The 12494-nt window shown below is 42.3% G+C and carries 12 protein-coding genes; 9 read left to right on the forward strand and 3 right to left on the reverse strand.

Annotated elements, in window-relative coordinates:
* Positions 1-76 precede the first annotated feature (76 nt).
* Entirely contained in the window at positions 77-1276 is a 1200-nt protein-coding gene (gene ftsZ, locus L0J61_RS04675) for a cell division protein FtsZ (protein WP_301465166.1), read from the forward strand.
* Positions 1277-1596: 320 nt separating this feature from the next.
* On the forward strand, positions 1597-2514 hold the full coding sequence (gene lpxC, locus L0J61_RS04680; RefSeq protein ID WP_301465167.1) for a UDP-3-O-acyl-N-acetylglucosamine deacetylase: 918 nt from the start codon (positions 1597-1599) through the stop codon (positions 2512-2514).
* A 298-nt stretch (positions 2515-2812) separates the two neighbouring features.
* Here lpxC and L0J61_RS04685 read toward each other — a convergent pair whose 3' ends face one another.
* The gene (locus tag L0J61_RS04685) at positions 2813-3319 is read right to left on the reverse strand and encodes a hypothetical protein (RefSeq protein WP_301465168.1); all 507 of its coding nucleotides are present in this window, start codon (positions 3317-3319) and stop codon (positions 2813-2815) included.
* A 251-nt stretch (positions 3320-3570) separates the two neighbouring features.
* On the opposite strand from L0J61_RS04685, the gene L0J61_RS04690 reads away from it, so the two are divergent.
* Positions 3571-4299 (forward strand): CHAP domain-containing protein, encoded by a 729-nt coding sequence (locus tag L0J61_RS04690; RefSeq protein WP_301465170.1) that lies wholly within the window; start codon positions 3571-3573, stop codon positions 4297-4299.
* Positions 4300-4460: 161 nt separating this feature from the next.
* Here the strand turns inward: L0J61_RS04690 and L0J61_RS04695 are convergent, their stop codons facing one another.
* Positions 4461-5225, reverse strand: a complete 765-nt coding sequence (locus L0J61_RS04695; RefSeq protein WP_301465171.1) for a hypothetical protein — start codon at positions 5223-5225, stop codon at positions 4461-4463.
* Between the two features lie 175 nt (positions 5226-5400).
* On the reverse strand, positions 5401-5712 hold the full coding sequence (locus L0J61_RS04700) for a YhbY family RNA-binding protein (protein WP_301465173.1): 312 nt from the start codon (positions 5710-5712) through the stop codon (positions 5401-5403).
* 332 nt (positions 5713-6044) lie between these two features.
* Between L0J61_RS04700 and L0J61_RS04705 the strand changes: the two genes are divergently transcribed.
* From L0J61_RS04705 to L0J61_RS04730, 6 genes are all read left to right on the forward strand, one after another.
* Complete coding sequence (locus L0J61_RS04705; RefSeq protein ID WP_301465174.1) at positions 6045-6677, forward strand: RlmE family RNA methyltransferase; 633 nt, start codon at positions 6045-6047, stop codon at positions 6675-6677.
* Between the two features lie 400 nt (positions 6678-7077).
* Positions 7078-8973 carry an ATP-dependent zinc metalloprotease FtsH gene (gene ftsH, locus L0J61_RS04710; protein WP_301465175.1) on the forward strand — a complete coding sequence of 632 codons (1896 nt, stop codon included), beginning with the start codon at positions 7078-7080 and terminating at the stop codon, positions 8971-8973.
* A 246-nt stretch (positions 8974-9219) separates the two neighbouring features.
* Positions 9220-10116: a dihydropteroate synthase gene (folP, locus tag L0J61_RS04715; RefSeq protein ID WP_301465176.1), complete on the forward strand. Its 897-nt coding sequence runs from the start codon at positions 9220-9222 to the stop codon at positions 10114-10116.
* 109 nt (positions 10117-10225) lie between these two features.
* Entirely contained in the window at positions 10226-10534 is a 309-nt protein-coding gene (locus L0J61_RS04720; protein WP_301465177.1) for a succinate dehydrogenase assembly factor 2, read from the forward strand.
* A gap of 259 nt (positions 10535-10793) precedes the next feature.
* The gene (locus tag L0J61_RS04725) at positions 10794-11252 is read left to right on the forward strand and encodes a hypothetical protein (protein ID WP_301465178.1); all 459 of its coding nucleotides are present in this window, start codon (positions 10794-10796) and stop codon (positions 11250-11252) included.
* Positions 11253-11557: 305 nt separating this feature from the next.
* Positions 11558-12274, forward strand: a complete 717-nt coding sequence (locus L0J61_RS04730; protein ID WP_301465180.1) for a YidB family protein — start codon at positions 11558-11560, stop codon at positions 12272-12274.
* The last annotated feature ends 220 nt before the right edge of the window (positions 12275-12494 follow it).

Raw genomic sequence — 12494 nt, forward strand, 5'->3', positions numbered from 1 at the left:
AGTACGTCGATAGCACCGCATGAGCGCGTTATTACGCATCGACCATTACGCTATCTGCAACTGGAGAATCTTTTTTATGTCAAAATACACCATGCCAGATGATAACCAGCCTCAAAATAACGGCCAAGCAAGCTTCACTGTATTCGGTGTAGGTGGCGGTGGCGGTAATGCGGTTGAGCATATGGTTCAACAAGGAATTAGAGGTGTAACCTTTGTCTGTGCCAATACTGATAAACAGGCACTTGACAGTCTTTCAGCACCACACAAACTGCAACTTGGCGCAAAGACCAACCGCGGTCTAGGTGCAGGGGCAAACCCAGAAGTGGGACGTGAAGCTGCAGAAAGTGAAGAAGAAGCGATTCGTGCTCTGCTTGAGCATTCTGATATGGTATTCATCACCGCTGGTATGGGCGGTGGCACCGGCACTGGGGCAGCACCAGTCGTTGCTCGTATTGCCAAAGAAATGGAAGTATTGACAGTTGGAGTCGTGACGACACCATTCAAATTTGAAGGTGGTCGACGTGTTAAGGCTGCAAAAGCAGGTATCGAGCAGTTGACTAATTTTGTCGATTCGATTATTACCATTCCAAATGATAAGCTGATGAGCGTGTATGGCAACATCTCTATGCAAGATGCTTTCAAAAAGGCAGATGATGTATTGTTGCATGCTGTTCAAGGTATTGCTGAAACGATCGCCAGTGAAGGTATGATTAATATCGATTTCAATGATATTCGTACAGCTATGACGGCGAAAGGGCATGCGATGATGGGTATCGGCCGTGCAAGTGGTGATGATCGTGCTCGTCAGGCAACTGAAAAAGCAATCAGATCACCATTGCTAGATGATCTAAGTCTAGAAAATGCGAAAGGTCTACTGGTGAACGTTATATCTTCTGAGTCTCTATCACTAGATGAATTGAGTAAAATCAGCGGTATAGTTGAAGAAATCACTGATATCGATGATGCACATATTTTCTATGGCTCTGTCATCGACGAAAAAATGGGTGATGATTTGCATGTGACTGTAATTGCAACAGGTTTGACGTTAGATGAAAATGCAGGTCAAGAGCCAGGAGCAGCAGAGCAGCCCGTCCCTTCAGTAAATAGTACAAAAACTGTCGATCCTAGTGTGCATACCAGTGCTTTGAATAGCCAAAAGCAGTCTAAGTCTCAAAACTATCAAGACAGCTCAGCGCGTCCAACCACAGCGCAAGATCAGCCTCAAAGCAGAACAAATAGCATCCAAGACTATCTAAAGCGCCAACAAAACAAATAGTCTTTAGACAATATTAGTAAAAAAGCCAGCAATGAAATGCTGGCTTTTTTGTGCGCATGAATAACTGTCACGATAGCAATCATTTGATGAAATAGATGGAAAGATCAAAAATATGGTAGGTCTGTCATCAAAGTATGCGCATTTCTAGTGACAGGTTTAGCGATATAAACATGAATACAAACTAAGAAAATTGCCTATACCGTTATGATAAGTGTTATCAATCAAGGAGATAAGAAAAAAATTAACGTTTTTCTATAGCTAACTACGAGGCAGTAATGATACACTATGGCAATTGTAACAAAATATGTGAGAATAAAACTATGAACCAAAGAACGATAAAAGCAGCGATAGCCGTTACTGGTACTGGTCTCCATAGTGGTCAACCTGTGGACTTAGAATTTCATCCGCAACCAGTTGATACAGGTGTTATTTTTGAGCGTTCTGATATCTCTGGTAGTCAGCCGATTCCCGCCAGTGCATTTTTGGTACAAGATACCATGATGTCATCAAACTTGGTTTTTGGTGGTACTCGCGTGGGTACGGTTGAGCATTTGCTGAGTGCAATTGCTGGCTTGGGGGTTGATAACCTTCTAGTCCGCGTATCTGCTTCAGAAATCCCTATCATGGACGGTAGCGCTGATCCTTTTGTTGCACTGCTACTCAGTGCAGGGTTTCGTGAACAAGATGCCCTCAAAAAGTTTATTAAGATTGTAAAACCTGTCCGAGTAAAAGTCGATGATAAGTGGGCAGAGCTACGTCCTTATGAAGGATTTGAATTAAACTTCGAGATTGACTTCGATCATCCTGCTATTGATAAAGATTTTCAGCATGCGCAGTTACAGTTTTCTACGCAGAACTTTATTGAGCAGCTGAGCACGGCACGTACATTTGGATTCTTGAGAGATATTGAGGCATTAAGGCAGAATAATTTAGCATTAGGCGGCAGCATGGACAATGCTATTGTCATTGATGAAACCAGTGTTCTGAATGAAGATGGCTTACGTTTTAATGATGAGTTCGTTCGTCATAAAATCTTAGACGCGCTGGGTGACCTATATCTTATCGGTTATCCGTTGTTGGGTCGTTTTAATGCTTACAAATCAGGTCACGCACTGAATAATGCATTGGTACGTGAAATATTATCCAATCCAGATAGCTTTGAAATTGTAACATTTGATGACAATGCAACTTGCCCTGTTGAGTATTTGCCTTTGAAAGGGGTCGCTGTTGAAGGCTAAATATAGGAGTATACAGGAAGTCTCGAAACATTTACGCAATATTACATAATTTGGTTGCTGTTTCAGTCGTAGGGATCTCTTTTTCATGAATCTAGTATGAAATACAATTTGATTATATTGCTCTAGAGTAGGAAGTGTCGCAGCTACGAATGATTTCAAGATCATTTATTGATAACGTTCAGAATATGAATGGAGTCAATAAATGATTTTTTTTGTTTATACCATTACAAAAAACCAGTGAGCACACCGATTTTTTTGAATATTATTTACATAAAATTACATAGAATTGAGTGGTATTTTAAGGATTTGCTAAGCGGAGAAGGGCATTTTTGAGGTCTTTATCAGTGGTGACACGCTCTGCAGCCTGTGATATAGTCCGCTTTATGTTTTGGCTAAGGCCCTGATTTTCATTAGCTTTCTGAATTTCAGATAACGCTCCAGACGGGTGTTTAGGCGAATGACTATCAGCCGATTTGCTAGTTACTACGACGCGAATTTTCTTGAGTTGTTTAAATGTAATCGACTGCTTGGTAAGTACTTGCAAATACGCACTCTGTAAATAGCGGATATGATTGGCGGCAGTGATTGAGCCAACACTGAGTGTTAACTGCTCAGAAGTGAAGCCTACGACCCAGCAGCTATTGAGGATTTCCTCTGGTAGACAATCTACCAGTAGTTCTTTTATCTCATCGGTCGTTTTGACATACAGCCGCATATTGTCATTGAGTGTTTCAGGTAGTGCGCTACCAGCAAAAGCCTGATGATCAATAAGTTTGGCAAGTCGATTAGGTTGTTTTTTTGACATCGTAAAGGCTCATCCAATAATAGGTGACAAAAGCGATATTCAGAATAGACGTACGAATCGCAGTATGTACTAAACGATAGCTGATACAACTGACTGAACCAAAATATTTTGGGTTAGTTGTCATAGATAGAAAGATCGAGCTGTTGTAACAAGGATTTTATCATGTTTGCTAAATGATTATATCCTCTAAATCAATCGATGTTTCGTTAGGGATGACGAGCAGTCCTGAATTAACCATAGGTAGTAAATTTATGAAACAAACTTTATTAATTTTGTCAGTATTGGGAATGGGTATAGCACAGACTAGTGGTGCTGTCGAAACTACCTTTAAGCCAAATAATACTTTGAGTCATACCATTACAAACAATTCTATTTCTGAGAATTATGGTTCTAGTAGAAATATCTACAGCACCAACAGTGACCCTCAAGTCTTTAGTAATGACGAAATCAGTCAAGCAATCGATAATTTAAGTGCACATGCCAAACAAAAAGAAGATCATCTTGCTTCGCTAACTAACCGCCTAAGTTACGAACAGCGTCAGAAACAAGCAAGCCTAGTGCCTGATAGAAACTCAGCACCTGCTATTGCAGCAGCAAACGCATCACGAGTTGCTTTATCTAGAAGCTCTGGTTATTGTGCACGCTATGTCCGAAAAGCACTACAGTCAGCTGGCTACGAATTTACGCCGAACCCTTCAGCATATCAATACGCCACTCGTGGCACGCTTGCTAAAGCAGGCTTTACTAAAGTCAGTAATGATATGACTCCACAAGTTGGTGATGTGGTCGTTTATGATCGCACCTCAAGACGTCCACATGGTCACATCCAAATATTTGATGGCAATGGCTGGGTATCTGACTTCCGTCAAAACAGCATCAGCCCGTACAGTGGTCACCACAACTATACGACATGGCGTGATTCGAACTATGTAGACGATGCGTCAGATCGCGGCATCTATCTTGCGATGGCTGAAGAATAAAAATCAGTTAAAAGTCGCTTGGTTAAACAGTTTTTCTCCAAACTCAGTAATGTTTTTTATGACGTTACTGAGTTTTTTTTGTTCAAGTAATAGAGCAAAAAAAATCAGTGGTTTTTGTGTCTTATGCTTGTTAGCAGCCTTGGAGGCTTTAGAGGATACAGCTACAGGTCAAATGTTGACCAATAATGGTAGTTGTGAAAGTCCGGAGGCGTGGCATGGTTTGCTGCAAAGTATAAGGGCGTCTCGCCCAGCCATAAGATCACGCATGGATGGATGTATTTGATAGTCGTGTCATATATAGCATATTGTTGATTAGAGAGCGTGGTCAAAGGTAATTTGAAACTGCGCTCAAAACAATAAGGACGTTGGGGGCTAGCAATTGTAGACATTGAAGGAGAGAGAGTATCAAGACCGCTTTCATGGGGTTTTGTGGACTGATGCATGCAGTCTGACCAATCAATAGATGCGCGTGTGTTTTGCTCTTTAAGTAGTAAAGGGTTCGGTGGTAGTGTGGCAGGGTTGCGATAGCTGTCAAATTGATAGAGTGCGTAACGGCCATCTGGGCTGGCGTTAATTTCAATGTACGGTGCTATATCGTTATTCGTATCATCGTGCGGTGGTGCATGACCTGAGATAAAGCACTCTAGACAAGTTTCTTCCCAGAGGTAGTTCTCGAAGCTTACTTTGTTTGCCTGCCATGTTGGCCAGTGGAGACGGTTTATCAAAGAGTCTGTAGGCATGACGATTTGATAGGTGAGTTGCAAATCTGTTGTGGCACTCTCGATGATGTTTGCACTAACCGTAACGTGGATGTCTTTTAATTCCGCTATAGTCACATCAAGCCGTTTTGCGTCTGCTGCTATCGTATCAACCGCTAAGCGTAAGTGAAATTTCTGGCTCGTGATTTTAGGTGCGATTTGGCTCATAATGCGCTTAGATTCTCATGTTGTTAGGCTTTAAAAAAGCAAAAACCGCGAGCAGAGTGCAGCGCGGTTTTTGCTTTTTAGTGACAGTTTGGCCGTGTCATTCAAGTTGCAACTAGTAAGTCAGCTCAGTGATTTAGTCGTGCTGAACTGGTCGTGCTGAACTAATATTACTGACTTATTCTGCGTGACGAGCTAGATTGGATAGCTTTGGGTTCGCATTCGGGTTTTGGCGTAGTAACAGTGCCATACGACCGATAGAGTGTACCAAAGAGGCATTTGCTGCTGCAGCAAGTTCATTTCCAGCGATATCACGTTCTTCTTTTGTGCCTGCAGGCAGTTTTACTTTGATAAGCTCATGGTCTGATAAAGCGCGATCGATCTCTTCAGTAATGGTTGGTGTAATGCCTTTGTTGCCAATCATAACGATAGGCTTTAGCTCGTGACCGATGCCTTTTAAACGTTTGATGGTAGCGTTATCGAGTTGCATAAAATTCCTAGGTATTGGTAAAAATAGTACTGTCAAAAACAGTTGCTGTTCATTATAGATAATTTAAGACTATCTTGCATGAGATCAGTATGATTTTGCACGAATTTACGTGATGAAAATGTTAAACTGAATGTTTGGTCACATTATAAACGCTACTGTCTTATAAAGCAGTTAATTAACCAATAGAATTTGGTTAATTGAAGTCATTAATAAGTAAATAAAAGTCATCATATTTTATCTTAGAATAATTGACTGCTGCAGAATAAAAAATAAGTGATAACGTGACTGGATAAAGTATATTTAAGCTGTATAGAGTAATAGGAGCAGAAGTTTTGGCCACGCGTATCGAAAACAAGAAGCTGTCGAAGAGTAGCAGCGCTTGGATGAAAGAGCATATCGATGATCATTATGTGCAAAAAGCGCAAAAAGATGGCTATCGCGCTCGTGCTGCTTATAAATTGCTTGAGATTAATGAAAAGACCAATCTCATCAAAAAAGGCATGACGATTGTGGATCTTGGTAGCGCCCCTGGTAGCTGGTCGCAAATAGCGAGTGAGCTGGTGGGTGACAAAGGTATCTTAATTGCCTCTGATATTTTGCCGATGGATGCCTTACCTGATGTCACTTTTATCCAAGGTGATTTTCGCGAGACTGACGTTTTTGATACGATCATGGCAGAGGTCGGTGAGCGACAGGTAGACGTTGTGTTGTCTGATATGGCACCTAATACTTCAGGCAATAGCGCGATCGACCAGCCTCGCATGATGTACTTGTGTGAGTTGGCAGTGGACTTTGCTCTGACAACCTTACCAGAAGGTGGCGCACTTATTATGAAAGTGTTTCAGGGTGAGGGTACACAAGAATTACGTAAGCAAATGCAGCAGGATTTTAGTAAAATCCGTAGTATCAAACCAGGTGCGTCACGGCCTCGTTCAAAAGAGATGTTTTGGATAGCAATTAAATAGTTTGAATATCAATAAGTTGCTGTTATTGTAAGCAAGATAACAAACCACCATGAATGATCATTCTCATCGCGTAAAAACTGCTAGAGTCCTTCGCTGAATAATAGTGAAATTGGCTTGAATTATGCGGTTGAGCACCATATATCATGGTATATTACCTTTGTTTTTAGCATATGTTTTAGGCAAAGTCGTCTAATAATAAGCGTGTGATAGGCTCAATTACAGTAAAACTGCATGTATCGTGTATTGATGGCTTCTCAAAATAGCCTTTGCGTTCTTCATAGACCGCAATAATCCGAGATAGAAGTCGTCAATATCAGGAAGCGCATTTGAAATGAGTAATACGTTTATAGACGTCACGTGTTTAGTAAACACACCAATAAGTAAGGGATGGGAATAACTAGTGAGCGACATGGTAAAAAATACCTTATTGTGGCTGGTGGTAATCGGCGTTTTAGTACTGGTGTTTAGCGGCTTTGATCAATCATCTGAGCCAGATAACCTTAACTACTCTGAGTTTGTGACAGCTGTGTCAGAAAACCAAGTAGCCAGTGTCGAAATCGACGGCGAAGAGATCACCGGCGAAAAGAAGAATGGCTCATCTTTTGAGACCATCAGACCAGCGGTGTCTGATGATGAGCTAATGCCAATGCTGCGTGAAAACCAAGTTGAAGTGCAAGGTACAGCACCTGAGCGCCAGAGTGTGCTGATGCAACTATTGATAGCCAGCTTCCCAATCCTATTGATTATTGGCTTGTTTTTATTCTTTATGCGCAACATGCAAGGCGGCGCTGGCGGTAAAGGCGGCGGACCGATGAGCTTTGGTAAGTCAAAAGCAAAGGTACTGACCGAAGACCAAATCAAAGTCAACTTCGAAGATGTGGCTGGTTGTGAAGAAGCCAAAGAAGAAGTAGTCGAAGTGGTTGATTTCTTGCGTGATCCAGATAAATTTACCAAACTGGGCGCTACAATCCCTCGTGGTATCTTGATGGTAGGTCCTCCAGGTACTGGTAAAACGCTATTGGCGCGAGCGATTGCGGGCGAAGCAAAAGTACCGTTTTTCTCGATTTCAGGCTCTGACTTTGTAGAGATGTTTGTTGGTGTTGGTGCATCTCGTGTACGTGACATGTTCGAACAAGCCAAGAAAAGTGCGCCGTGTATCATCTTTATCGATGAGATTGATGCAGTCGGCCGCCACCGCGGCTCTGGCATGGGTGGTGGTAATGATGAGCGTGAGCAAACGTTGAATCAGCTATTGGTCGAAATGGATGGTTTCGAAGGTAATGAAGGCGTGATCGTCATTGCAGCGACCAACCGTGCTGATGTTCTGGATAAAGCATTATTACGTCCAGGTCGTTTTGACCGTCAGGTACAAGTAGGCTTGCCAGATATTAAAGGTCGTGAGCAGATATTAAAGGTGCATTTGAGGAAACTGCCGAACGTCATCGGTGTTGATGCCAATGCGCTTGCTCGTGGTACGCCTGGATTTAGTGGTGCACAGCTTGCTAACCTTATCAACGAAGCGGCACTTTTTGCTGCACGTCGTAACAAGACTAGCGTTGATATGAATGACTTTGAAGACGCTAAAGATAAGCTGTATATGGGTCCTGAACGTAAATCTATGGTGATACGTGAAGAAGAGCGCCGTGCTACTGCATATCACGAATCAGGTCACGCTTTAGTCGCTGAGTTATTACCTGGTACGGATCCAGTGCACAAGGTAACCATCATGCCGCGAGGTTTCGCTTTGGGTGTTACTTGGCAGTTGCCTGAGCACGATCAAACCAGCATGTATAAGTCAAAAATGCTGAATGATCTTGCCATTCTATTCGGTGGTCGTATCGCTGAAGAAGTCTTCATCCATCAAATGTCGACAGGTGCTTCAAACGATTTTGAACGTGCGACGAAAATGGCGCGGGCAATGGTCACCAAATATGGCATGTCTGATGCGCTTGGCGTTATGGTTTATGAGGACGAAGACAGCTCGCAAGGTTACTTCGGTGGTAGCAGTCGTACTATTTCAGAAGCCACACAGCAGAAAGTCGATGAGGAAGTGCGCCGGATGTTAGAAGAGCAATATGATATTGCTCGTGAGCTTATCGAAGCCAACCAAGAAAAAATGCACGCAATGGTTGATGCTTTGATGAAATGGGAAACGATTGACCGTGATCAGTTGCAAGATATCTTGGCAGGTGAGGACCCACGTCCACCACGGGTATACCAGCACAATGAAGTCAATTTATCGAAAAATGATATTAAGACAACAACTTCAACCCCACCGCCATTGCCTGCAATGTAGCGCTGATCCACGATATGGATCTATTTTTAGCATGTATTGACAGTTTGGTCCGTCATATTTCCGTCCAAAAATAAATAAAAGCCCTTTATATATAAAGGGCTTTTTTATTGCCAGTTGTTCTGGCCTGTGTCCAATCTTGAAATGTTCGTCAAGGGTTTAGAACAGTGCTATATTTACTGGTATCATAAGCGCCTAGACTAACTTTTAAAACGTATCCTATAAACCTTTATCTATAACGGATAATTTATGTCATTGTTCCAGCCGTTACCCGATTATCAGGTATCAAGCCGAAAGAAAACTCTAGACTTATCGCAGCCGCATATCATGGGTATTCTAAATGTCACACCAGATTCCTTTTCAGATGGTGGGCAATTCAATGCAGTAGATAAAGCGGTTGTCCACTGTGAACGAATGATAAACGAAGGTGCTACGATTATTGATATTGGCGGTGAATCTACCCGTCCCAATGCAGACACTGTAGCAACTGGTGATGAGCTACAGCGAGTAGTTCCCGTCGTGCGAGCAATCAGGCAGCAGCTAGGTGACGATGTATGGCTATCTGTTGATACCAGCAGCCCCGCAGTGATGCAGGCAGCATTTGATGTTGGAGCTGACATATGGAATGATGTTCGCGCACTTAAGCGGGAAGGCGCAGCAGCAATGGCGGCAGCACTTGATATACCTGTCATGCTAATGCACATGCGTGGCGAACCAGCAACGATGAATGGCTTGGCGCATTACGATGATGTGGTAGAAGAGGTCAGTGCTGAGCTAATGACTAGTGTAAAAGAAGTTACTAGTCTTGGTGTTAAGCGTGAAAAAATTATTATAGATCCAGGGTTTGGCTTTGCAAAAAACTATGAGCATCATTGTGCATTATTAAAGCAGCTTGAGTCTTTCAAAGAGATTGGCCTACCGATGATGTTTGGCATTTCGCGTAAACGTTTCTTAGCAGAAGTGCTGGGCAAAAGCGGTGCACCATCGATGCTGACAACCCAAGCGAAAGAACGTGATTCGGCAGGGACAGCAGCGGGGATTTTTGCATTACAGCAAGGCGCTAGCGTCATTCGTGTTCATAATGTGGCGATGATGCGGCAAGCAGTATCACTCTGGCAGCAGTTATCTGATTACAGTCATCACTAAGGCTGATATCAATATTTGAAAGCAGCAACGGTAACTGACCGTTTGCTACTGTATATTTACTCTATACTTCATCATACTCACTCTATATTTCATCTATGAGGCTATTTATATGACTATAAACGACAAAAGCAAAGAGCAGAACAAACCATCACAACCTGAGCCAACCAATGAGCAACGCCGTATCATTTATCAAGCACGTCGTGGATTGAAAGAGCTGGATTTCTATATTGACCCTTATGTCAAAGAGTTGTACCTGACGGCAGAGCCTGCCGAGCAAGCAACCTTTGCGCAAATGCTCACCCACGAAGACCCGGATTTACTGGATTACTTTACCAATCAAGATCGTCCAGATGACGATGATATATGGGCGCTGGTTAATAAGATTAAAACATGGCGTCATACTAAAGAGTTGGTTTAGTATCTCTTTTCAAAATATATCTCCAGCTCAAGCTACAGTTATCTATATGAGTTATAAATAGTGTGTTTGGAGTAGATAGTGTCGTCTGATTGATGGGCGTATGGATATCATCTGTACTGTTATTGGATCCATTACGTTCATGTGATTTTGTCGCTATGTGAGAGTAGTAACACGCCTCAGAAGTAAAAGGTTGAAACTCAGTGGAAGGGCTTTTTACATGGTTGGTATGCTCATTCGCTGTATATGGTGATCTTAAATTATGACTTTGCAAAATACCACACGTATTGATGTTGCTATCAAGCCTAAAAGTCGACTGCGTTTGGTAATGTATATAAGTCTGTCTGGGATCACGATAGGTCTTGGGTGGCTTGCTTCTCTAGCGTTATGGCAGTACATCACCGTTTTAATCATATCAATGGCAGTGATAGGCTATTTGCTATTATCAAGGCCCATACCATTGCATCTAAGTCAGCCCACACTCAATCAGCGTATCGACCATCAGTGGCAGTTGTTGGTTCATACTGGGCGCGGCGATGAGTTATGGCTAGCAAACTTATGTAAGGTTCACCGTTATCAATGGGCTTTGATTATCGTTTTTGACGTTGTAGAGCCTTATCAAAAGCCATTTTCAGTGACAATATTTCGTGACCAAGTGAATGATGAACAATGGGTGAAACTAAATATTTTAGCCAATGTAAGCGCTAGCAAATTGAGGTAACGAGTGAGCGTTTTTCTGGGGTCGTCTTACGTTTTTCTCTATTGACTTACGAACGCCTACAACTCATAACAAAATGTCTAATTTGACGAGTACAAAATCTTGCTATCGTTAATGTTTACAACTGCATAAATGAGCAGACAGCACTTTGTACCGACGATATTATGCCAATAATATTTCTTCGAATAAGTACAGGCCATACAACCGTTGCGTAGAGTAGGAAATATATATAGGCATATACAGAAAGATAGCTATAGAAAAGTAACGACCTATTTACAATAAATAATACGATAAAAAAGGAATAAACTATGAGTTTGTTAGGAAATTTAGTGAGCCAAGTAGCACGTAGTGCGATGGATCCAGAAGATGCACAGCGTAATCCCGTGAACCAGAGTAGCAACTCTCGACGTACTGGTGGTCTCGGTGACATATTGGGTAGCGTATTGGGCGGTGGTCAGTCAGGTGGCTATAACCCACAACAACATGATCGTCAGTCAGACAGCAGTTTTGGTCTAGACGATATTATCGGTGGTTTGGCAGGAGGTACACAACAAGGTGGTATGAGCTCAGGTACTGGTGGTCTCGGTGACATATTGGGCAGTGTATTGGGTGGTCAAAGCACCAAAGCCAGCAGTGGATTCGGCGGTAAGGGCATGCTCGTTGCTGCGTTGATGCCAATGGTGCTCAGTTGGATTAAGCGTAATGGTGGCTTAAAAGGTGCATTATCGAAAATCACGGGAATGGGTTTTGAAAACCAAGCTCGTTCTTGGATGAGCAACCAAGAAGATAACGACAACTTAGATCCTAATGATGTGAATCGTCTGTTTGACGAGGGTGAGATTCAACAAGTCGCTGCCCATACAGGTGCGAACGATGCAGAGGTGCGTCAAGGTATCGCTGAGCTATTACCAGAAGTCATGAATCAGCTCACCCCTAACGGCAACCTGGACGATGAGGCTGAAGCTAACGCAGAAGTTGATCAGATTATTAATCAGTTGTCTAGTCGACTAGGCGCTCTAAAATAAGTCTGTGATGATAAATTTTTCTAGTCTTTGGTTTTGAATTGCAGTTATACTTAGTAAACAATGAGCAGGAGCATGTTAATAAATAACGTGCTCTTTTTTTATGGATGGTCATTTAGGGTTATCATAGTTGATTCGCTGTCAACGCCATACCGTGCGACTGTAGGGAAGCTTTTTTGTGTTTTATGTAAAGAGATATGTAAGAAATAATTAACAGTGGTAT

It is taken from the genome of Psychrobacter sp., assembly GCF_030457785.1.
Lineage (GTDB): Bacteria > Pseudomonadota > Gammaproteobacteria > Pseudomonadales > Moraxellaceae > Psychrobacter.

Coding starts and splice junctions, on each gene's coding strand:
- L0J61_RS04725 (WP_301465178.1), top strand. CDS start 10,794: ATGACTTTGCAAAATACCACACGTATTGATGTTGCTATCAAGCCTAAA.
- L0J61_RS04690 (WP_301465170.1), top strand. CDS start 3,571: ATGAAACAAACTTTATTAATTTTGTCAGTATTGGGAATGGGTATAGCA.
- L0J61_RS04685 (WP_301465168.1), bottom strand. CDS start 3,319: ATGTCAAAAAAACAACCTAATCGACTTGCCAAACTTATTGATCATCAG.
- folP (WP_301465176.1), top strand. CDS start 9,220: ATGTCATTGTTCCAGCCGTTACCCGATTATCAGGTATCAAGCCGAAAG.
- L0J61_RS04730 (WP_301465180.1), top strand. CDS start 11,558: ATGAGTTTGTTAGGAAATTTAGTGAGCCAAGTAGCACGTAGTGCGATG.
- L0J61_RS04700 (WP_301465173.1), bottom strand. CDS start 5,712: ATGCAACTCGATAACGCTACCATCAAACGTTTAAAAGGCATCGGTCAC.
- L0J61_RS04695 (WP_301465171.1), bottom strand. CDS start 5,225: ATGAGCCAAATCGCACCTAAAATCACGAGCCAGAAATTTCACTTACGC.
- ftsZ (WP_301465166.1), top strand. CDS start 77: ATGTCAAAATACACCATGCCAGATGATAACCAGCCTCAAAATAACGGC.
- lpxC (WP_301465167.1), top strand. CDS start 1,597: ATGAACCAAAGAACGATAAAAGCAGCGATAGCCGTTACTGGTACTGGT.
- L0J61_RS04720 (WP_301465177.1), top strand. CDS start 10,226: ATGACTATAAACGACAAAAGCAAAGAGCAGAACAAACCATCACAACCT.